25 protein-coding genes and 1 riboswitch are annotated in these 22,331 nt (G+C 35.6%); of the genes, 12 read left to right on the forward strand and 13 right to left on the reverse strand.

What is annotated here, in order from left to right; genetic code table 11:
- Positions 1–38 precede the first annotated feature (38 nt).
- Positions 39–144: riboswitch (SAM riboswitch) on the reverse strand.
- A gap of 92 nt (positions 145–236) precedes the next feature.
- On the reverse strand, positions 237–1,538 hold the full coding sequence (locus NSS97_RS04055; protein WP_002029878.1) for an NCS2 family permease: 1,302 nt from the start codon (positions 1,536–1,538) through the stop codon (positions 237–239).
- 224 nt (positions 1,539–1,762) lie between these two features.
- Here NSS97_RS04055 and NSS97_RS04060 point away from each other — a divergent pair, with 224 nt between their 5' ends.
- The 3 genes from NSS97_RS04060 (at position 1,763) to NSS97_RS04070 (ending at position 4,027) form a co-directional block, all read left to right on the forward strand.
- Entirely contained in the window at positions 1,763–2,629 is an 867-nt protein-coding gene (locus NSS97_RS04060) for an SDR family oxidoreductase (protein WP_044444677.1), read from the forward strand.
- 221 nt (positions 2,630–2,850) lie between these two features.
- Positions 2,851–3,612, forward strand: coding sequence for a L,D-transpeptidase family protein (locus tag NSS97_RS04065; protein WP_107887851.1), 762 nt, complete (start codon positions 2,851–2,853; stop codon positions 3,610–3,612).
- Between the two features lie 163 nt (positions 3,613–3,775).
- Complete coding sequence (locus tag NSS97_RS04070) at positions 3,776–4,027, forward strand: hypothetical protein (protein ID WP_002029881.1); 252 nt, start codon at positions 3,776–3,778, stop codon at positions 4,025–4,027.
- Positions 4,028–4,058: 31 nt separating this feature from the next.
- Here NSS97_RS04070 and NSS97_RS04075 read toward each other — a convergent pair whose 3' ends face one another.
- The 9 genes from NSS97_RS04075 to NSS97_RS04115 form a co-directional block, all read right to left on the reverse strand.
- Entirely contained in the window at positions 4,059–4,274 is a 216-nt protein-coding gene (locus tag NSS97_RS04075; protein WP_002029883.1) for a DUF1540 domain-containing protein, read from the reverse strand.
- A 73-nt stretch (positions 4,275–4,347) separates the two neighbouring features.
- Positions 4,348–4,800 carry a thioredoxin family protein gene (locus tag NSS97_RS04080; RefSeq protein ID WP_002201704.1) on the reverse strand — a complete coding sequence of 151 codons (453 nt, stop codon included), beginning with the start codon at positions 4,798–4,800 and terminating at the stop codon, positions 4,348–4,350.
- 12 nt (positions 4,801–4,812) lie between these two features.
- Positions 4,813–5,232, reverse strand: coding sequence for a disulfide formation protein C (locus tag NSS97_RS04085; protein ID WP_002140448.1), 420 nt, complete (start codon positions 5,230–5,232; stop codon positions 4,813–4,815).
- Between the two features lie 165 nt (positions 5,233–5,397).
- Entirely contained in the window at positions 5,398–5,646 is a 249-nt protein-coding gene (locus NSS97_RS04090) for a YhdB family protein (protein ID WP_107887852.1), read from the reverse strand.
- Between the two features lie 121 nt (positions 5,647–5,767).
- On the reverse strand, positions 5,768–6,277 hold the full coding sequence (locus NSS97_RS04095) for a PCYCGC motif-containing (lipo)protein (protein WP_044444610.1): 510 nt from the start codon (positions 6,275–6,277) through the stop codon (positions 5,768–5,770).
- 45 nt (positions 6,278–6,322) lie between these two features.
- Positions 6,323–7,432 (reverse strand): GerAB/ArcD/ProY family transporter, encoded by a 1,110-nt coding sequence (locus NSS97_RS04100; RefSeq protein ID WP_044444611.1) that lies wholly within the window; start codon positions 7,430–7,432, stop codon positions 6,323–6,325.
- Positions 7,433–7,444: 12 nt separating this feature from the next.
- Complete coding sequence (gene gerYC, locus NSS97_RS04105) at positions 7,445–8,527, reverse strand: spore germination protein GerYC (protein WP_044444612.1); 1,083 nt, start codon at positions 8,525–8,527, stop codon at positions 7,445–7,447.
- On the reverse strand, positions 8,524–10,029 hold the full coding sequence (locus tag NSS97_RS04110) for a spore germination protein (RefSeq protein WP_044444613.1): 1,506 nt from the start codon (positions 10,027–10,029) through the stop codon (positions 8,524–8,526). Before NSS97_RS04110 ends, gerYC begins: the two co-directional genes overlap by 4 nt.
- 234 nt (positions 10,030–10,263) lie before the next feature.
- On the reverse strand, positions 10,264–10,860 hold the full coding sequence (locus tag NSS97_RS04115; RefSeq protein ID WP_078176285.1) for a hypothetical protein: 597 nt from the start codon (positions 10,858–10,860) through the stop codon (positions 10,264–10,266).
- Positions 10,861–11,091: 231 nt separating this feature from the next.
- On the opposite strand from NSS97_RS04115, the gene NSS97_RS04120 reads away from it, so the two are divergent.
- From NSS97_RS04120 to NSS97_RS04130, 3 genes are all read left to right on the forward strand, one after another.
- Complete coding sequence (locus NSS97_RS04120) at positions 11,092–11,652, forward strand: nitroreductase family protein (protein ID WP_044444615.1); 561 nt, start codon at positions 11,092–11,094, stop codon at positions 11,650–11,652.
- Between the two features lie 117 nt (positions 11,653–11,769).
- The gene (gene spoVR / locus NSS97_RS04125; protein ID WP_044444616.1) at positions 11,770–13,185 is read left to right on the forward strand and encodes a stage V sporulation protein SpoVR; all 1,416 of its coding nucleotides are present in this window, start codon (positions 11,770–11,772) and stop codon (positions 13,183–13,185) included.
- Between the two features lie 106 nt (positions 13,186–13,291).
- Complete coding sequence (locus NSS97_RS04130; RefSeq protein WP_044444617.1) at positions 13,292–14,554, forward strand: neutral/alkaline non-lysosomal ceramidase N-terminal domain-containing protein; 1,263 nt, start codon at positions 13,292–13,294, stop codon at positions 14,552–14,554.
- 277 nt (positions 14,555–14,831) lie between these two features.
- On the opposite strand, the gene NSS97_RS04135 is transcribed toward NSS97_RS04130, so the two are convergent.
- The 3 genes from NSS97_RS04135 to NSS97_RS04145 form a co-directional block, all read right to left on the reverse strand.
- Positions 14,832–15,659, reverse strand: a complete 828-nt coding sequence (locus NSS97_RS04135) for a permease prefix domain 1-containing protein (RefSeq protein WP_044444618.1) — start codon at positions 15,657–15,659, stop codon at positions 14,832–14,834.
- On the reverse strand, positions 15,646–15,996 hold the full coding sequence (locus NSS97_RS04140) for a PadR family transcriptional regulator (protein ID WP_044444619.1): 351 nt from the start codon (positions 15,994–15,996) through the stop codon (positions 15,646–15,648). Before NSS97_RS04140 ends, NSS97_RS04135 begins: the two co-directional genes overlap by 14 nt.
- A gap of 187 nt (positions 15,997–16,183) precedes the next feature.
- The gene (locus NSS97_RS04145) at positions 16,184–16,657 is read right to left on the reverse strand and encodes a MarR family winged helix-turn-helix transcriptional regulator (protein ID WP_044444620.1); all 474 of its coding nucleotides are present in this window, start codon (positions 16,655–16,657) and stop codon (positions 16,184–16,186) included.
- 152 nt (positions 16,658–16,809) lie between these two features.
- Here NSS97_RS04145 and NSS97_RS04150 point away from each other — a divergent pair, with 152 nt between their 5' ends.
- From NSS97_RS04150 to NSS97_RS04175, 6 genes are all read left to right on the forward strand, one after another.
- Positions 16,810–17,394, forward strand: a complete 585-nt coding sequence (locus NSS97_RS04150) for a DUF3238 domain-containing protein (protein ID WP_002140455.1) — start codon at positions 16,810–16,812, stop codon at positions 17,392–17,394.
- Between the two features lie 136 nt (positions 17,395–17,530).
- A complete protein-coding gene (locus tag NSS97_RS04155) occupies positions 17,531–18,115 on the forward strand; it encodes a DUF3238 domain-containing protein (protein WP_107887854.1) in 585 nt (194 codons plus the stop codon).
- Between the two features lie 267 nt (positions 18,116–18,382).
- Positions 18,383–20,047 (forward strand): CoA-disulfide reductase, encoded by a 1,665-nt coding sequence (gene cdr / locus NSS97_RS04160; protein ID WP_107887855.1) that lies wholly within the window; start codon positions 18,383–18,385, stop codon positions 20,045–20,047.
- Positions 20,048–20,232: 185 nt separating this feature from the next.
- Complete coding sequence (locus NSS97_RS04165; RefSeq protein WP_000456201.1) at positions 20,233–20,496, forward strand: metal-sensitive transcriptional regulator; 264 nt, start codon at positions 20,233–20,235, stop codon at positions 20,494–20,496.
- Positions 20,497–20,584: 88 nt separating this feature from the next.
- Positions 20,585–21,145 carry a sulfurtransferase TusA family protein gene (locus tag NSS97_RS04170; RefSeq protein ID WP_044444623.1) on the forward strand — a complete coding sequence of 187 codons (561 nt, stop codon included), beginning with the start codon at positions 20,585–20,587 and terminating at the stop codon, positions 21,143–21,145.
- A gap of 38 nt (positions 21,146–21,183) precedes the next feature.
- Positions 21,184–22,314, forward strand: coding sequence for an MBL fold metallo-hydrolase (locus NSS97_RS04175; protein WP_107887857.1), 1,131 nt, complete (start codon positions 21,184–21,186; stop codon positions 22,312–22,314).
- The last annotated feature ends 17 nt before the right edge of the window (positions 22,315–22,331 follow it).

Below are 22,331 nucleotides of genomic sequence, written 5' to 3' on the forward strand. Positions count from 1 at the left end.
AACGTCTTTTCATATAGAAAAGACGTCTTATCATATTACTCTTATCTTTCAACACAATGTGTTGTAAGAATTAGCACCGTGCCCATAAATGGGTCGGTTGCCGGGCTTCGTAGGGCTCATCCCTCCACCTGCTCTTGATAAGACATCGAATATTTAACTATTTCGAATTATTCCATAAGTGTATGCTGTTGTCAAATGTTTTTTTGTAAATAAAAAATCCCTCACAACGAGGGATTTTAATGTGGTAAGAAAACTAATTGATAAGCGAACAAGATCCCGAATAAATACACAAGTGGGTGAACAGCACGGAATTGTCCTTTTGCCACTTTCATAAGTGGGTATGAAATAAATCCAAGTGCAATACCTGTTGAGATACTTGATGTAAGTGGCATGCTTAAGATTACTAAAAATGCTGGGAATGCTTCATCGAATGTATCCCAATCGATGTGGCGAACTGAGCCCATCATAAGACTACCAACGATAATTAGTGATGGTGCTGTAATAGCTGAAACGCCAGAAACAGCGCTCACTAACGGTCCGAAGAATGCTGCTAATGCAAATAGAACAGCTACTGTAACAGTTGTTAAACCAGTACGACCACCAGCTGCAACACCAGCAGATGATTCAATGTAAGCTGTTGATGGTGTTGTTCCGAACATAGCTCCAATTGTTGCTGAGAATGAGTCAGATAGAAGAGCTCGTCCTGCTTTTGGAAGCTTTCCATCTTTCATAAATCCACCTTGTTGTGCAACGCCAAGTAGTGTACCTGTTGTATCAAATAGTGTAACAAGGAAGAATGAGAACACAACGCCGTATAATCCGTAGTTAATTACATCAGATACAGCAGTAATTGGATTTGAAACGATAATTCCTTCTGGTAATCCAGGCATTGATGTAACGCCGCTTGAGAATGTTAATTGACCTGTGAAGTAAGCGATAATACCAGTTAATAACATTCCGATAAATAGTGCCCCGTTTATATTTAAAGACATAAGGATAATTGTAATTCCAAGGCCAGCTAATGCTAGTAGAACTGGAGCAGAGTGAAGATCGCCAAGCCCAACTAAGTTTGCATCATTTTTTGTAACAATTCCCGTTAAGCGCAAACCGATAAAAGCAATAAAAAGACCGATACCAGCAGTAAGTGCATGTTTTAAGTTCTCAGGAATTACTTCCATTAATTTCGTACGGAAAGATGTGAATGATAACAAAATTAAAATCATACCTGCTACGAATACAGCAGAGAATGCAATTGCGAAAGTCATGCCTTCATGGGCTTTTACAACAGAATAAGAGAAGTAAGCATTTAATCCCATACCTGGTGCAATTGCGATTGGTAAATTAGTAAAGATCGCCATAAATAATGTTCCGACAACAGCAGCGATAATTGTAGCTGTAAATGCTTGTTCAAACGGAACACCTGCATCCCCAAGGATGACAGGGTTTACGACAATGATATATGCCATTGTTAAAAAGGTAATAATACCTGCCATAATTTCAGTTTTAATAGAAGTTTTATGTTTTGAAAGGTTAAACATATAAACATCCTTTCTTTTTACGAATAATTTTCACAACAGTTATATATAATATTCGTTTTTTAACTATTTTGCAATAGTTTTGCATAAAAACTTTAGAACAACTCATATTTTATGTCGTAAATTCGAATATTAATCGTAAAACTGTGTGTGAATTGCGGTTCTTTAATGTGTAAGTAGTTTTTTTTATTGTGCGCATTATAAGGGGAAAGGAGTTGAAGGAAGTTATGCCGCAGCAAAAAAACTTTTTAACAATGCCAGCACAACATCAAAATAAACAACCTGGTATTGAATCGTTAATGAATCCTCTTCCAAAGTTTGAAGATCCTAATTATAAAGGAAGCGAAAAGTTAAAAGGAAAGAATGTATTAATTACAGGGGGAGATAGTGGGATTGGGAGAGCAGTGTCCATCGCTTTTGCAAAAGAGGGAGCAAATATTGCGATTGCTTATTTAGATGAGGACGAAGATGCGAATGAGACGAAACAACTTGTTGAGAAAGAAGGCGTGAATTGTGTATTGCTGCCGGGGGATTTAAGTAATGAGCAACATTGTAAAGATATTGTGGAAGAGACCGCCCGGCAGCTGGGGAGTTTAAATGTTCTTGTGAATAACGTCGCACAGCAATATCCACAGCAAGGGCTAGAGTATATTACAGCGGAACAGTTAGAAAAAACGTTCCGTATTAATATTTTTTCTTATTTTCATGTTACAAAAGCAGCCCTCTCTCATTTAAAGCAAGGGGATGTAATTATAAACACGGCATCTATCGTTGCGTATGAAGGAAATGAAACGTTGATTGATTATTCTGCAACGAAAGGAGCGATTGTCGCTTTTACAAGATCGCTATCTCAGTCGTTAGTACAAAAGGGAATTCGTGTAAATGGTGTTGCACCAGGCCCAATTTGGACACCGCTTATTCCATCCAGTTTTGATGAGAAAAAAGTATCACAGTTTGGGAGTAATGTTCCTATGCAAAGGCCTGGTCAGCCATATGAATTAGCGCCTGCATATGTATATTTAGCGTCTAGTGATTCGGCATATGTAACGGGACAGATGATGCATGTAAATGGTGGAGTAATTGTGAATGGATAGTTTTCATTTATAAGAGCAAAGTAAAGTTAATTGTATTTATCCCGCTATTTGCGGGCAGTAAGACTCCTACCTAACAATTCGGTGAATACAAGGAAGTTAGGTGGGAGATAAATGTCCGTAAATGCTCGATTGGTGAAGGCTAATCCTCAGTGGGGATGGACAAAATCCCCCAACGAGTAAAGTTTTACTTTATTATGATGTTAGTGCTAGGGAGGATTTAGATGAAGAAAGTATGGTTTATCGTAATCCTATTTTTCTGCCTGCCAGCTAGCGTTTTTGCTAATACAGATCATTTAATATTAGTTAACCTTACGACGAATCAGCTGTCTTTTTTTGAAGATGGAAACTATACTAAGACATTTCCGATAACGACAGGAAGAGACAGGACCCCGACGCCTGAGGGTAATTTTTGTATTATAACTAAATATAAAAATAAAGAATACCATCGTAAAAAAATAGCTGGGGGTGCTCCGAATAACCCTCTCGGTACGAGGTGGTTAGGTCTAGATAAAAAGGAATATGCAATTCATGGAACAAATCGGGAATGGACGATTGGAAGCAGGGAGTCGAATGGTTGTATTCGCATGCACGATCGGGACATACAATGGTTATACGACAGGGTACAATTACAGACGAAAGTAATTATTTCTCGTTTTCATACGAGTCCCGAATATGAAGCGTATAAGCTTGGTTATCGGGTTGTGAGTTGGAATGGTCGTAAAGTAGAAGAAGAACAAATTGGAATGCTTACGTTAGTAGATCGTGTAAATATATATTGGCAAGAACCAAATGGACAATTGACGAAAGTAAAAACGGTATTGCCAAATGAAAAATATACAGTGTATTCAAAACGAAAAGATGGAACCTATTATATAGGAAACAATTTGTATATTGTAGATGTAACGGGAGAAAAAATTCGTTATGAGCAATTACCTTATTCGATTTTAAGTAACATATATAAAAGGAAATATAATGTTCCATAATAGCTACCGTGTATAGGCGGTAGCTTATTTGTGATGAAGTTTAGTTGGTTTTAATGATTTCATACCAATCGAGCGCCTGTAAATAGTGAGATAAAAAAATTGAAACAGCAACTATTATGTTTTGCTGAATATAATACAGTACAGACTGGGGGGCGGTCACATTATGAAAAGTGAATTTGCATTTAAAATTTTCTTAATCACGACTTGTTTATTTATCGTGTATTTATATGCGTTACTCGTCTTCTCCTTTTATGTTCCATATATTGATTTAATATTGTTCGTTGGATTTATTTGGGCATTTGTTAAAGCGAGGGAAGGGGAGAAGAGTGTATATCGGCGCATTACTTTATGCGGGACGGTCCTTCTCGTTATTTTGTACTTTTTTATGATGCATGATGTTTGGAGAGGAATGTAAAAAAGCATACGACAATCGTATGCTTTTACGTTTAATATTTCGGTTTAAATGTATGACAACACGTTTCTACACTCGTTGTTACAGAACTTTCAAGCGTCTCGTTTGTTAAAGTAGCGTTTGTATATGAACTGTTTTCAATTTGACCTGCTTCTTGTGCATCAGGTTGAACAACGATTGCACTTGCTTGACAAAGGTTACCTTGTCCCCAAAATGAACAATTGGAAACAGAGCATTTCACTTCTGGCATAAAACCCCCTCCTCATACATTAGTGTGGGGATTTTACGCCCATTTCATGTATAGAAGGAGTTTCCTTTTCTTATTATTTTTTCGTTTGCTCAAGCCACTCTTTTAATTTGTCTTCCGGTTGTTCGCCGCTAATACGGCTCACTTCTTTACCATCTTTAAAATGAATGATTGTTGGAGTTCCTTTAATTTTATATTCATCCCAAGGAGCATCTAATTTTTCAATATCCATAACTTTCATATCAACATTCAAGTCTTTAGCCATTGGTACTACGATAGGAGATAATTTTTGGCAATGAACGCAAGATGTTTGATAAAAGTATACTGTTTCTTCTTTTTTCTCTTTTAAATTCTTTTGGAGATCTGAAAGAGAAATTTTGTTTGTGTAGTAGTCAGGACCATCTGATTGACTAGTAGCATTATCAATTTTTTGGCTTGTTGAAGCATTTTTTTCTTCCATTTGTGTTACAGCGAAAATTGCTGCAAACAAGGCGATAATAATACCACCAAATATAAGCATTTTTTTCATTCTTTCATCTCCTTATTTGTTTTTAATTACAATAAAGCTGCAAATAGCGATTGTGATAAAGCCAATAAGAGCTAAAAACGGGATTGTTACAAAGCCGAACCAGTTTATGTATTCTCCCGTACAAGGTACGCGGCCGCAAGCTGCCCCAGCAGCTGAAAATGCTGCGATTTTTTGAATTGCATAGTGATATAAAGAAATACAAGCACCAATACTTGCGATTGGTAAAGAATAACTTGCAATGCGATAGTCTTTCTTTACTACAGCGATACCGAGCCATAAAACAAATGGATACATAAAAATACGTTGATACCAACAAAGGACACAAGGCTCAAATTTCATAATTTCGGAAAAGTATAGACTTCCTAATGTAGCAATAAACGAAGCTCCCCATGCAGTAAGTAAAGCATATTCTTGCTTTTTTTCTCGTCCCATATTTTATACCTCACTTATAATAGTTACATACTAAATTATAGTATGAAGTAGTAGGGAAAAGAAAGAAAAAATATGTTTATCAATAAAAGTTTTATAAGGAGAAACTTTTATTGATATAAACATTTTAAAAAAGCGCTATTCTCATAAAGAGAATAGCGCTATATTTTACATTTGAAATTGCTCTACTTCTTCTACATGTGACTTTTGGGATGCGTGGTCAATATATTGAAATAGGAGCTGCAATTGTTTATCAACTTCTGGTAGTTCTTTACTGTATTGATAAGCGTGTAAAAAATGCTCAATACGCTTAGAAAATAATTGATCGTTCGTTTGAACCATGAGAACGAGTAATTTATCCCAATTACAGCAATACGTGTAATAGAGAGCTTTATCATAGTCGTTATATGTTTGCACTGTGTACCCTCCTTACCGAGGAGTTATATATAGTGTGTGACAAGTAAGGAGAAATACACTTGAAAGAATTTGTTAAGAAAAAAGGTGAATGAAAAGAGAAAAACGAGGGATTTCCTCGTTTTTATGCTTTTGGCATTGGCGTAGGTGTTGGCTTGCCATACCCTTCTTTGTATTTATTGTCGATATAGTTACGAATTTCGAGCGTTGATTTTCCTTTTTGTTTCATGGAAGCCGATTCAACCGCGATTTCTAGGCAGTTGACACAAGTTGTTGCGTGGGAATCCCAAACAACTTCACCATTCTTTTTAATTTCACGAATAAAGCAGTTTTTATTGTTTTTATGTCCTACACTCTCACCGCAACCGCAGTAACATGGAATCCAATCTAATAGCTCTGCATTTTGTCCAGCGACAGTGTAGATATCTTTCATTTGCGGATCAAGCTTGTCTAGGAAGGTAGGGAGTGTGTCGACTCCTTTTGTCTTTTCTTGAATATCAGCTTGCTGAGTGTGCGTGGCATGATCATGTTCTTCTTTTGATTCAGAAGATTTTTTTTCATTTGTACCAGTACTCCCGCATCCAGCAAGGATTAAGCTTAGTACTACAAGTAAAGAAAATACATACTTTTTCATTCGCTTGTCCCCTTTACAAATGTATTAACCAAATTGTATCAAATATCATGGTGTGTCGGGTGAAGATTTTTTCGACTGATTTTTGAAGCGCCATCGTAGTGAATGGAATAGAAATAAAATTGGTACATAAACGTAGACAATATACAGACCAGCTTGAGATAGTATTGTATTTAATGTATTGATACTCTCACGGTTTGTGAAAAATAAGGATGAAATAAATATAGCTGCAATAAAAAATGGAAGTGTAATTTTAAATGGTACGTGAAAAGACCTTTTACTAATGCAACAAGAAGACCAAATTGTTAAACAAAGATTAGGTAAAATAATAAGATACCACATGAAAATAATGATGTACTCAAACCTTTGGATAAAAGGAATCTTTATGATTTTTAGCATTGTTAATGTTGGCCAAATTGTATGATGTAGTTGTCCTTGGCTATAGTACATAAGGGAAACAATGGCTAGTATTACGTATAGAATTGTTGTAAAAGCAATACCACCGTGCGCCCATTTATTTAATGATTTTTCTTTTTTTATAAATGGATAAAAAACAAGAATTGCTTCAAATCCAAGAAATTCTAATGCAGATGATTTCGCTGCAGTTAGAATTTCTAAAGGTGAATGAGTTAGAATTGGGAGAATGTTACGGACATGCGCGTATTTCATTGGGAAAACTAAGAAAAATAGGACGAAAATCGGTATTACGACGCCCCAAAAACACATTCCTGTTACAGAGCGAAAACCACCTTTAATTATGTAGTAAGTCACAAGTAAAAATAATAAAGTTAATTTCCACGGTTTAATTGTAGGGAAAACCCAAACTTGAATGACTTCAATATATGTACGAAGGACAGTAAGGCAAAATAATAGAAGGTATGCAGCAAAGCATACGGACAAAAATGTTCCAATCCACTTTCCGAAACATGTCGTATGAATATTCATTAAATCATTATCTTTTTCTAACATTTTAAGCATGCAAAATAGCACGATATGAGTTGCAATGCCCGCAACAATAAGAGAAATCCAAGAATCATAACCGGCATATTGCGCAATAATCCTTTGGTATCCTAACACACCTACTCCAATTTGAAGGGAGTGTAATAGAAGAAATGTGAAATAAGGGGAAACAGTATGTGTTTTATCTTGTCCAGCCATTACAGCACCTCACTATTCTCCGATACCAGATTGTACGACATTAATTTTCACATTAACTGCAACGTCTACGCTAGGATACATTTCTTGAATTTGTTTCATGCTCCATTTTCTTGAGTGACTACGAATTTCTTCACGAATACCGATTGGATCGATTTCTTGTTCTTGGAATTGTTTTATTAATTCGTTCAAATGTTTTTCAAGTGTCTTTTCTACATGTTTTTTTACGTAAGTTACATTTTCGCTCTTTGATAAATCAAGCCAGTCAGGGGCATTTTTTATAAGTCCATTTAATTTCAGTCGAATGTGAACTTTCGGAATGTCACCGGCGTCGGAAAGGGAACAAACACTATTTCCAGATAAGTTTTGGGTTGCGATTAAGCCTTTATGTTTACCTTGACGTATCGGAACTTCGTAACGTCCATTGTTAGTTGGATTAATGAGTAATTTAAATAAAAAAGATCCTGTTTTATCTGTATACATAGCTACTTTATCCTTTTTTAAAAAAGCGAGTCCTTTAATGGAAGCAGACTTGTCTTCTGCAACTTGAATGTAAGGAAGAAATGGATCACGGCCAGATGAATAAAAATCATATAGAAAAATATTTAAAGCCATCCGAGGGATTGTCTCCGTTTCTATATTTTGCTCCAATAAATCAGATAGATATAGCGATCCATTTGTTTTGACATGTTTAAGTAATTCTTCTGTTGAACCGTCTACAAGCGCTAGCTGCACATCTCGGCCAATGTTAGGGTCACGTTGTAAGTTGTTAATAATATCTCCGATTCCACGTTCACCGAATGATTTTCCAAATAGGACAACGCGCATTTGACCTACAGCAATCGTATGTGGTGATTTTGCGTTTAGAAGTGAAGAGATTGTTTCAATGGTACCAGCAGTAGTGGATTGAGTTTCTGGTTTTGATTGCACTCCTTTTGTGTAATCTGGATAGAGAATCGTCCCACGAAATTTCTTCTCTTTCGTTATATCGAATCCACCCACATGAATAATCCGCTGTGTATCTACTATGTTAGGTTGTGTACAGCCAGATAGAAAAATTAAAATGATGATGGAAAAGCGTAATAAAATATTTTTCATTTTTCCTCACCGTCGCGTTTTTCTTTCGCTTGGTTTGGATCATAGCGCCATTTCTTCTTTGGTCTTAGAAAAGAAGCCCGTCCTGCAGTTTGACTAAATGGAAGACGAAGGAGCCCCTCAGCTGTACCTAACCCGCGAAATGGATATAAAGGTAATAAATAAGGTGATCCAAGTGATTTTAAGCGAATTAAATGAGCTAATATGAATACAAATCCGACGATTAGCCCTACACCTCCAAATGCTCCAGCTAAAATGATGAGAGGAAATCGTAATATCCGGATAGTGGAAGACATTTTTACTGTTGGTGTTGTAAAAGAAGCAAGTGCAGATAACGCAACCGCAATTAATAAAATAGTACTCGTTAAAGCAGCCTCAACAGATGCCTGGCCAATGACAATCCCTCCAACAATACCAATCGTTTGACCAACTTTAGTCGGTAAACGAGCTCCAGCCTCGCGCAGTAATTCGATTGTAATTTCTAAAAAAAGTGCCTCCAAAACAGGTGGAAATGGTACATTGGCTCGGGAATAAATAATTGGTCCAAGTAAATCTGCGGGAATCATTTGATAGTGATACGTTAATACAGCTGTATAAATAGCTGATGAAAATAGAGAGAATGCTGCTCCGAAAAAACGAACCAATCTAAGAAATGAGCCTGCTATCCATGGTAAATAATAATCTTCTGGAGATACGAAGAAATCGAGTAATGTCGCCGGTCCAGCTAATGCGTATGGTGAACCATCTGTTAAAATGACAACACCACCATTAATGAGTGCATAAACAGAACGATCTAAGCGCTCTGTAGGTAGTAAAACAGGGAAGGGAGAGTTACTATTATCGCTAATAAATTGTTCGATCATAGTCGCATCGAAAGGAACATCAAAGTCAATGCCTTGTAGGCGCTGCATTGCAGTATTGACGTGCTGATCATTTGTAATGCCTTCGATGTAAGCAACTACGACCTTTGTTTTTGATATAGAACCAACTATAACTTCTTTGAAAACTAATTGTTCTGTTACGATATTTCGCCGAAGTAAGTGTATATTTGTATCGATATTCTCAACGAAGCCGACTTTTGGACCGATGACACTATATTCATTCTCTGTATCGTTATATAACCGTGTACCTAAAACCGAACTTTCAGCACGAATAAGTGCATATTCTGCTGAGTGAGAATCATTTTTTAGCTGAATAAGTACATACCCACTTAATAATTTTTCACGAATATCATCAATAGAAGGGTTGGTGATGATGTCCTCGAGTGTTACGATATTTGCTATATCACTTATATTTTCAATGTGATCTAATTCTCTTTTTATAGGTGTTAAAATGAACCGATTAATGAGGAGTGATTCGGCTGTAGATTTATAATAAAACAAACACAATGTTCCATCGTCTACTACGTTATAAGACACGAAATCACTGGATTCTTTCATAGTGTGGATAAACTCTGGAATAGAACAGAGTGCTTTTTTCTTCTTTTTAGATGATACACGGAACATTTCCTCACCCCTTACACACATCATTTACTTGTGTTAGTTTTTGGGAAAGACGGGAATTTATACTTGAAAATTGAAAGTTCATAAAGTGAAGGCTAATAATAGGGATTTTACGGGTAGCACGACTCCCACCTAACTTCTTTGCTCCAGCCGAATTTTGAGGTGGGAGTTTTACTACCCAGAAATAGAGGGATAAAGAAAAGGAAGAGTATTGAATATCTCTTCTTTTTTGACAGGCTAATTTGTTTTCTTTTCTTTAATAGACTTCACTAATTTAATCATTTCTGCCCGTATATCTTCTTTTTTAACATTTAATTTTTCCGCAATTTGTTTAATATCCATCCCATCTTTTTTCATTTTTAGTACATCGTCAAGAGGGGTATTACTTTTTTGAGAGATGATTGTTAACACGGTAAGTTGGCGTAAGCCGATGTTATATTCTTTCATTTTTTGTTTCAGTCCATCTGGTGTGGACTTTTGCATATTTGCTAATTTTTGCAGTAGTGCTTTTTTCGTTTCTTTATTCATATGATGCTTTTTCAATTTACTTGGGTCTACACCGAAATGCTCGGCTGTTTTCTCCCAAGATTTATTTTGCTTATAGTAAGCTAAAACGTCCTTAATTTCTTTTTTACTTATTCTTGCAATGTGGGCAGCTTTCCAAATTTCATGTTTATTATAGCCGAGTTTTTCGAGCGACTGCATTTCTTCTTCTGAAATAGGCTTATGATGGTGCATTGTTACTTCTTTTGGCGTGGCAGCGGAAGTAGGAAAGACAGATATTCCGCACAATAATGCTGCCATAGTCATACTTACTGCGATTTTCTTGTACATATAAACTCCTCCTAGATGGGTAATGTGTAAAACTTACACATATCATTTCCATAAAATGTGAAAAACTTGTGAACAAGTTAAGTTTTTTTATTCACAGTATAAAAAGAAGTTTTTCATGGTTTTCCAACATAAAACATTGATTAATAGTGAAAAACTAGGTTATAATCGAAATTGAAAATCAATATCAATGACGGATTTATACATATAGATAAAAATAAGGGAGAGAAAAATATGACTACATATACTTCCATCGCAAACGTTATTAAAGAAAGACGTTCTGTTCGTACATTTACAAATAAAGCAGTAGAAAAAGAGCTATTAATTGAACTATTAAACGACGCAACATGGGCACCGAATCATAAACACCGTGAACCATGGAATTGTAAATTATACATTGGAGAAGGCCGTCAGAAATTAGTAGATGCAGTATTAAACTCTTTCACAGAAGAAGAAAGAGCGAAACGCGGCAAGATTTTATCTGATCGTTTCTTAAGCACACCTGCACAAATCGTTGTTTACATTAATGAAGATCCGCGTCAAATTCAACGTGACGAAGATTACGCTGCAACATGTGCATTTATGCAAAACTTCCAATTACTTGCTTGGGAACGCGGCTTAGGGTGCGTTTGGAAATCAGGTGGATTAAACTACAATCCACTATTTATAGAAGGAATTGGTTTAACAAGAGGTCAACGCATCATTGGAATTCTTCATATCGGCTATTTCGATAAAGCACCAGAAGGAAAAGCTCGTACACCGATTACGGAGAAGATGGAGATCATTGAAGGTTAATTAGAAAGAGGCATTCTCGTTTTTTTAGAGGGTGTCTTTTTATTATGCAATCAATCCTCATGAAAGCTTGTTCCTCATCATACACTTTCTTAAGGGAAAGTGTAAGGAGGGAAAATAATGAGAGCAAGTGATGATAAAGCACTACAATATGCGATTGCTGAAATTACGGAAATTGCGACTGGATTTGGTCTTGATTTTTATCCGATGCGCTATGAAGTATGTCCAGCGGAAATTATCTATACATTTGGTGCATATGGGATGCCGACGAGGTTTTCGCATTGGAGTTTTGGAAAGCAATTTTTCAGAATGAAATTACAATACGATTTAGGACTTAGTAAAATTTATGAACTCGTTATTAACTCTGATCCATGTTACGCCTTTTTATTAGATACGAATTCTTTAATTCAAAATAAATTAATCGTGGCGCACGTTTTAGCACATTGTGATTTCTTCAAAAATAATATTCGTTTTTCTAATACGAAACGCGATATGGTGGAGAGTATGGCAGCGACAGCAGATCGTGTGAAGGCGTATGAACATAAGTATGGAAGAGAAGAGGTAGAAACATTTTTAGATGCCGTACTTGCCATTCAAGAACATATTGATCCATCGCTTATGCGTCCGAAACTTGCATGGAGTATTGAAGATTTAGAAGAGGATGTAGAAAAGAAAAAGATATCACAGTACGATGATTTATGGAATTTAGATGATCGAAACAAAAAGAGAGAACGACCTAATATGCATAAAAAGAAGAAAATCCCACCGCAGCCAGAAAAAGATTTACTCCTCTTTATTGAAGAATATAGCCGTGAGCTAGAAGAGTGGCAGCGCGACATATTAACGATGATGCGTGAAGAAATGTTATACTTCTGGCCACAGCTTGAAACGAAGATTATGAATGAAGGTTGGGCTTCCTTCTGGCATCAACGCATACTTCGTGAAATGGACTTAACATCTGGTGAAGCAATTGAATTTGCGAAATTAAATGCAGGTGTCGTACAGCCATCAAAAACAAGTATTAATCCATACTACCTCGGTATTAAAATGTTCGAAGATATTGAAGAGCGCTATAACAACCCGACAGAAGAAATGAAACGACGCGGTGTGAAACCTGGTTCTGGTCGTGACAAAATCTTTGAAGTACGGGAAATTGAATGGGATGTATCGTTCCTAAGAAACTATTTAAATAAAAAACTTGTAATGAGAGAGGATATGTACTTATTCCAGCGCCAAGGAAAAGAATATAAAGTAATTGATAAAGAATGGGAGCATGTGCGTGATCAACTCGTAAATATGCGTACTAATGGAGGTTTCCCGTACTTAGTAGTAGAAGATGGAGACTACTTAAAGAATGGGGAATTGTACATTAAACATAGCTATGAAGGAATTGAGTTAGATTTAAAATACTTAGAAAAAGTATTACCTTATCTGCATCAGTTATGGGGTAGAACGGTGCATATGGAGTCCATTGTGGAAAGTAAGGGCGTTGTGTTTTCTTATGATGGGAAGATGGTGCATCGGAAGTATGTGTGATGAAAAGAACGGACATAGAATTTCTTGTCCGTTCTTTTTATTTTGAAAATGGTAAATATGCTATTCTTGAAGAGAGGGAGTTACATAGAGAAATGGAGCGATTCAAATGAGCAAAGTAGGGGTATGTCAGGTGGATATTACGCCGCCTTTAGGTATTGATTTTATTGGATACCATAGAGATACAGGAATTAATAATATTGAAGAGCACATTTACGGGACAATCTTTGTATTTGAAAAAGATGAAGTGAAGACTGTATTTATAAGTATTGATAATATCGGAATGTTAGTAGAAGATACGAATATTATTCGTGAACGAGTAGCTAGTGAGCTTCATGTACCATTTGAGCAAATAACTGTCGTTTATACACATACTCATTCTGGTCCGGAAACAGTCGGTGATCATCCTTTAATAAAGTCGTATAAAACGATTTTACTAAATAATGTAGTGCAGGGTGCTATTACTGCGAATAATAATATGCGGTCATGTGAAGTTGGGTGGGATGTTACGACAGGTGATATTGGAGTAAACCGAAGAGAGAGGACACCTGATGGAAAAGCAAAGATGGGCATAAATATAGAGGGTATTGTAGATAAAAGAATTGGTGTTTTAGCAATGAGAAATGCTGAGTCAAAGGAGTTAGCTGGGGTCATTGTATTTTGTACTGCTCATCCGAATGTTTTAAAAGGGGATAGCGATGTATTATCAGCAGATTATCCTGGAATGACGCGAGAGATTCTGGAGAAAATAGTAAACTGTCCTGTTATTATTGTTCAAGGTGCCACTGGAAATGTGAATGCGAAGTATCGTGGTTCACAGGAAGCATTAAAACAAATGGCTTACGTAATCAGTGGACATGTGTTAACGATATTACCAACAGTTACATATAGACCAATTGTAAATCTAAGAACTATTTCGACGATGATGCAAATGAAATTGAAGGATATTCCTGAAATTGAAGAGATAGAAAGAATGGCTCAATTAGCTGAGAAGCAGTGGGGCGTGAATACTGATGAATGGCTTACTATCGTTTTAAATAAATATAAGCAAAATATTCGGCAGTTAAATATCGATTTAGAAATTCAAATGTTTCAAATTAATGATGGTATGTTCTCGGGTATACCGATGGAACCTTTTTCAGAAACAGCGTTAGAAGTGAAAGAGAGTCTTCAAAATGACCTAGCTTTCTTTGGTGGCTATACGAATGGATATATTGGTTACTTACCAATAAAAGAGGAGTATGCATATGGTGGATATGAAGTGGAATTAAACCCAATTGTGTATGGAACGGTTACAAACTTGTTGATGCCGCCAGAGGAGAATACGACGGGATTGGTTGTGAAGAGAGTTATGGAATTATATAATGCGTAAAATATGTTATCTCATATATTTAAAACAAAATTTAAAGAAATCTATTTTTATATTTAAGGGGAAGTGAAGAGGATTAAAAAGTAATAAAATTTGAGAAAACAAGTGGATTATACATAAAAATAATACATGTAATCATTAGAGTAATCGTTAAGATTATTAATAATCCATTCCCGCTATATAAATTTTTCACAACATTCACCTCGATTTTTCCATTTATACTAAGAAAGGTGAACTCCCCTCAAAATTTGGGGGAGTTCATTAATATATACTTTTTAAATTAATTTATAGACTCTTTCTTGCGAGAAAAATAATAAGCAAAGTATCCTAATACATTAAATAAAGCAAATAAAATTACCCAACCAATGGTGAATCGTTTCTGATGATACGCATTGATAGTTGCCCAAATAGTGAATAGAACCGCATATACTGCAATACCTACGAATAATAATAGATCCATAAAATTGCGGACATCTTTGAATTCTAAATTGATATACCATCCTGCCTCTGTTTTTCCAGAATGTATAAGATCAACAGGTAACCATCTAGAACCCCATGTTGTTCTTTTATATTGATAGTTTGGTTTTACTTCCCCTTTATAGTCAAATATAGATGTGAAACTTTCAGCCTGTTTTTCAACATCTTTTACGTTATAAACTTCAACTTTTGAAATGTAGTTTGTATCGTTTACTAATTTGGAAATTTCATTTTTCATATCTTCAGAAATTATATCTTTGTTGCCTAGGATTTTTGATGTTTTTGTAAGAACAATTGACTCTTCTTTTGCAATTTTTTTGTCTGTTACCTTAATAAGTCCAAACACAATTGAACTAAGAACTAGAAACGTTATTGCTAGATAAAGCACCCATTTTGCAAAGGTTTTTTGTGCTTGAAACAATTGACTAACAGTAGCACGCATTACTTTTTCTCCGCCAAATCGGTTGATAGCAATTTCAATCGCTTCTTGCTCAGTCTTTCCTTCTGCTTTTAATTCGTGAACAGCTTCTACCAAATGACCTTTCATCTCTGCTTTTAACTCTTGTATCTCTTTTTTATTACCACCAACATTTTGATAAACAGAATCTATAAATACATCAATTTCCTTCAAGTTTTTTTCCTCCTTCTAAAAACGAATCAATAATTTTCTTTACAAACTGCCATTCTAAACGCTTTTCCTCAAAGCCCTCTTTACCTATTGAAGTAATTTTATAATATTTTCTTCTTCCGCCAGGTCCTTGTTCACTTCCCCAATAAGATTCAATCCATTTATTTTTTTCAAGTCGCTTTAAAGAAAGATATAACGTTCCTTCCTTTAATTCGAATTGCTCCTCACTTTTTTCGCGTACTAATTTTGCTAATTCATAACCATACATGTCCCTGTCATGCAATAAGGAAAGGATTATTGTATCAATATGACCTTTCAAAACTTCTTTATTAATTTCCAAGACTGTCACCTCCGCATATATTTATAGCATCAAATACCTAATAATGCAAGGTATTCATTTTGTTGAAAATCACTCCTTGTTTTCATGGAGTGATTTTAACTACTTTTTTTAAATTAGGTCTTAATTAACTTTGAATCAAAACAGATCCGTTTTTATAGGAGTTTGGTTAATTTAAGGTAATTGTTATTTACCAAACAGGTCGTATGTTTGATGATAATTTCCCTGTATCTTCTTTAGTAACGAATGTTGTTAAATCCTCTTTAAGCATTTGCATTCGTTCTGCACCTATGTTTTCAATCCATCGCTGTTCTATTTCAGCTACTATTTCTTCTTTTGCTTTCATTACTGCTAAACCACGCTCGGTTAAAACAATAATTTTACCTCTTTTATCAGTAGGATGCGTTTGGCGCGTGACATAACCACTGTTCTCAAGAGAATCTACCATTTTACTTATGGCTTGTTTTGAAACCCCTAAATATTCAGCTAGTTCTATACCGGTTGCTCCATTAGGAAGGATGCGTTTGAACATAAAACCATGCGCTGGCCTAATATCTTCAAATCCTAATTCACTTAATTTGTCATGTAGTTCAGTAATTAATGTGCTGAAAGATAGTGATAAAAGTGATGTAAGATCTAGTTCGTTAAGTGTTTGATGATCCATATATATAACCTCCGTGATTATAGTCAATCAAGTTGACTATAGGTGGAACCTATTGTACTATATAGGATATAGTCAATCAAATTGACTATATGTTAGTGATAGAGCAAATAATGATTTATCTAAATAAAATCAATGAATTATGGAGGTTTCACATGGTTAATATCGTTAAAATTAGAGGGAGTGTATTTGCACCGTATGCTTTGCTGAAACCTATTCAGGATCCTGCGACGGGAAGAGTGTTTGAATATGCCGGAGATGCACGTGAATTTACACCATACGCTGTGAACACAAAGCGTTCAAGATTAGAACAAGAAGTGGTTGTTGATTTTTATAAAAGAGAAATTTTCACATATGCAGATGCTTGTATCGTTACTGTGAAAATTACAAATCCAGATGGCTCAATTGAGTATCAAAAAGGAGAAACAAGTACAGAAAACATTGCATGTACAAATATTGTATGGAGTGAAGATGAAGTTTCCTTTGAAATGAGAGCAAGTGCAAGTAATCCGTTAAACGCGGCAGCACCTGCAGCTGATTATTTTTTGACTATACGAGTTAATGAAAGTGGTACTGTGCATGTTGAAGGTTTACATGATGGTTTTCCTTGCTATGAATTTTATAAACAAATCGACTTTGGTTCATTTGAATTAATATATACACATGATTTCAGGAAAACGGATGATACCCCAGCAGCACTAGCTGGAGAAATGGAATATAGCTTTAAAACGAAAATCTAGATATAAATATAGCGCTATTTTTTAGAAGGAAGTAGCAAACGTAAAAGAGAAAGCTATTGGTTCTAGGATTGAAATTGTGGTCTATTTTATTCAATAGTATGCAGTATATAAAATTAGAATTACAGGGGTGTTTCTTATGACGAATATCGTTAAAATTAGAGCCAGTGTATTTATTCCAATGTCTTGGACAGAACCACAGAAGGATGTACAAACCGGAAAAGTAATCCAATTCGAAGGTGATTCACGTGAATTTACACCACATGCGGTAAATACTATGCGCTCTAGAGTTGAGCAAGAGGTAGTAGTGGACTTTTATAAAGAAGAAGTGTTTTCATATGCAAACACGGGTATTACGACAGAGAAGGTCACAAATCCAGATGGTTCTGTGAATAAAAGAACAGGAAAAGCGAGTACTAAAAATATTGTGTGTACGGATATTTCATGGAATTCTGACGGTGTGCAATTCAAAATGAGTGCAAGCGCTAGTAATCCGTTAAATATGTATGCCCCTCCTGTGGACTATTTATTAACTGTATGTGTGAAAAAGGATGGTAGTATTGATATTCAAGGAGAACATGATGGATTCCCTTGTTTCGAATTTTATAAGCAAGTAGATTTCGGTTCATTTGAACAAATTTATACACATGATTTTAGAGAAACTGGTGATACACCTGAAGCGTTAGGTGGAGAAATGGATTATAGTTTTACAAAGAGTTTATAGGAAGTATGACAAATTACTTCATTCGTAAATGAATTCAGCCGTCAAAAATAAGTATTACTCTATACTACGCCGCCTTTAGGCATGGATTTAATCATACAGAAAGGAACCTGGAGATATCTAGGTTCTTTTTTGTTTCGAATTTGTGAACAAAAGATATATATATTGAAAATGATTTTTGTATATTTTATTATATACCCATACGGGTATGAGTTTTTTGTTTGTAATACATGGAGAAATTAAATAATAAACAACATGGAGGTTTAAAATATGTCTAGAAAAATTGTTGTAGTAGGTGGAGTTGCTGGTGGAGCATCAGTAGCTGCAAGGCTTCGTCGCTTAAGTGAAGAAGATGAAATTATTATGGTTGAACGCGGTGAATATATTTCATTTGCAAACTGTGGATTACCATACTATATTGGCGGTGTAATTACAGAAAGACAAAAACTATTAGTGCAGACAGTTGAAAAGATGTCAAAGCGCTTTAATTTAGATATACGTGTATTGAGTAAAGTAGTAAAAATTAATAAAGAAGAGAAAACAATTATTATAAAGAATGTAACTACAAATGAAACATATAACGAGGAATATGATGTTTTAATTCTTTCACCAGGGGCGAAACCAATTGTTCCACCTATTCCGGGTATTGAAGAAGCGAAGGCGTTGTTTACGTTACGAAATGTACCTGATACAGATCGTATTAAAGCGTACATTGATGAGAAGAAACCACATCATGCGACGGTTATTGGTGGTGGATTTATTGGAGTAGAAATGGTTGAAAACTTAAGAGAACGAGGAATTGATGTTACTCTCGTAGAGATGGCCAATCAAGTGATGCCACCGATTGATTATGAAATGGCGGCATATGTACACGAGCATATGAAAAAGCACAATGTTGAGCTTATTTTTGAAGACGGTGTAGATGCATTAGAGGAGAATGGGAGTATTGTACGTCTAAAGAGTGGGTCAATTATAAAGACAGATATGCTTATTTTAGCAATTGGTGTACAACCAGAGAGTAGTTTAGCGAAGGATGCAGGATTAGAGCTAGGAGTTAGAGGAACGATAAAAGTAAATGAGAAATTTCAAACATCGGACCAACATATATATGCAATTGGTGATGCGATTGAGGTGAAAGATTTTGTTACAGAAACAGAAACAATGATTCCTTTAGCGTGGCCGGCTAATCGTCAAGGCCGCATGTTAGCAGATATTATTCATGGTCATACGGATTCTTTATATAAAGGTACGATGGGAACTTCAGTGGCTAAAGTTTTTGATTTAACAGTTGCTTCGACTGGAGTAAATGAAAAAATATTAAAACGATTAAATATACCCTATGAGGTAGTACATGTACAGGCCAATTCTCATGCTGGATACTATCCAAATGCTACGCCAGTACTAATAAAATTAATTTTTAATAAAGAGAGTGGAAAAATTTATGGGGCACAGGCTTTAGGACGTGACGGGGTAGATAAGCGTATCGATGTTATTGCAACGGCAATGAAGGCGAATTTAACTGTAATTGATTTACCGGATTTAGAATTATCATATGCACCACCGTATTCTTCCGCAAAAGATCCAGTAAACATGGTAGGGTATGCGGCAAGTAATATAGTAGATGGTTTTGTTGATACAGTACAATGGCATGAAATTGATCGTATTGTTGAAAATGATGGATATCTGATTGATGTTCGAGATCCTAATGAATTAAAGCAAGGAATGATCAAAGGTTCTATTAATATTCCATTAGATGAATTACGTGATCGCTTGGATGAAGTGCCATTAGATAAAGAAATATATATTACTTGTCAGCTTGGTATGAGGGGATATGTTGCAGCACGTATGTTAATGGAAAAAGGATATAGGGTAAAAAATGTAGATGGTGGCTTTAAATTATACGGAACAGTATTACCAGACCGGATTGTATATTGATATTTGTTCATCTTTCACTTCAAAATTTGGTGGAGGATGAACCCCCATGGATTAAGGTTTCACTTTTTGTTTTGCGAACATGTAAGATGAAAAATAAAAATAAGGGTTTACAAAATACCCTGTAGGGTATAATATATTGTCATAAGTTATAAATGGTGACATAATGGTAATGAGGTGATTATAGAATGGAATATAATCAAGATATGAAAAATAGATTGAAACGTATTGAAGGTCAAGTTCGTGGTGTGCTTCGCATGATGGAAGAGGGAAAAGATTGCCGAGATGTTATTACACAGTTAACTGCATCCCGTTCTGCACTTGATCGTACAATTGGACTCGTTGTTGGAACAAATTTAGAGCAATGTTTGCGCGAGCAGTTTGAGACAGGTAATGGCTCAAATGAAGAGTTAATTAAAGAAGCTGTTCAATTACTTGTAAAAAGCCGATAATCTGTCAAACGTATGTGTTGACAGATTTTCAAAAACATTCTATCATACCCCTACGGGTATATGTATAATGATTAGGGAGGAAATGATTATGAGTATAAAAGTGGATATGAGTTTAGATTGTAAAGGTTTGGCCTGTCCGATGCCGATTGTGAAGACGAAGAAGGCGATGGAAAGTCTCGCATCAGGGCAAGTGATTGAAGTTCAGGCAACAGATAAAGGGTCTACTGTAGATATACAAAGTTGGGCGAGTAAAGTAGGTCATCAATATATCGGTACGAAACACGAAGGCGATTTATTGATGCATTACGTTAGAAAAGCACATGAACATGAAATGAATGAAATAGTGAAATATCCTCATACAATTACGAATTCGGAATTGGAAGAGATATTATTAAGTGGTGAAGAGTGTATTATATTAGATGTTCGTGAAGCGGCGGAATTCGCTTTTGGTCATATTCCATCGGCTATTTCAGTTCCATTAGGCGAACTGGGCAGTGCAGCGTTAGATCAGACGAAGCAAATTTATGTTGTTTGTCGAACTGGTAACCGTAGTGATGTAGCTTGCCACATGTTGAAAGAGAAAGGTTATGCAAATGTGAAAAATGTCATTCCAGGCATGTTAGAGTGGCAAGGGAATGTGGAAAAATAAAATTTTTTAAACAAAAACATACCTATGGGGGTAATAAGATGAATGTTAAACCGTTACAAGCAAAAGATGTTGCAGAGAAAGTTTTATTCGGAGAGTTATTTATTTTAGATGTTCGTAATGAGGCGGATTATGAAGATTGGAAAATTGAAGGAAAAGAAGTTACTTCAATGAATGTGCCGTACTTTGATTTATTAGAGGGTGTAGATCATATTGTTAGTGAACTACCTAAAGATAAAGATGTTTTAGTAGTATGTGCAAAAGAAGGGTCTTCTATATTTGTGGCAGAGCAATTAACAGAGGCTGGATTAGAAAATATTTATTATTTATCTGGTGGTATGAAGGCTTGGAGTGAATATGTAAAGCCTATAAAGGTTGGAGATTTAAAAGATGGCGGAAGTATGTATCAGTTTAACCGTCTTGGAAAAGGTTGCTTATCATATATGGTCATTTCTAAAGGACAAGCTGCTGTTATTGATGCAGTACGAACAGTTGAGGCATATGAGGAATTTGCAAAAGAACAAGGTGCTGTAATTACAAATGTAATGGATACACACTTACATGCGGATCATATTTCAGGAGGTCGTAAGCTAGCTGAGAAAGTAAACGGGACGTATTGGTTACCGCCGAAAGATGCGGAAGAAGTTGTATTTTCTTATGAGCCACTTGTAGAGGGTGCTGTAATTACTGTTGGACAAACAAAGATTGATATTGAGGCAATCTATTCGCCTGGACATACAATTGGTAGTACTTCATTTATTGTAGATGATGAGTATTTATTATCAGGCGATATTTTATTTGTGGATTCAATTGGGCGTCCAGATCTTGCTGGAAAGGCTGAAGATTGGGTAAGTGATTTACGTAATACTTTATATAGCCGATATAAAGAGCTATCTCAAAGTTTAATTGTGTTACCGGCTCATTATTCAAAAATAAGTGAAATGGATGAAAATGGTGTTGTGAGCGCAAAGTTAAAAGATTTATTTGTGTATAATGCAGGGCTAAATATTGAGGATAAGGAAGAGTTTCGTAAAGTTGTAACGGAGAATTTACCACCTCAGCCAAATGCTTACGAAGAAATTCGTCAAACGAATATGGGTAAAATTCATCCGAGTGCAGATGAAGAGCGTGAAATGGAGATTGGTCCAAATCGTTGTGCAGTTCATGAATAATAAAATAAATGAAACAT

Source organism: Bacillus sp. FSL R12-0074, assembly GCF_038005725.1.
Classification (GTDB): domain Bacteria; phylum Bacillota; class Bacilli; order Bacillales; family Bacillaceae_G; genus Bacillus_A; species Bacillus_A mycoides.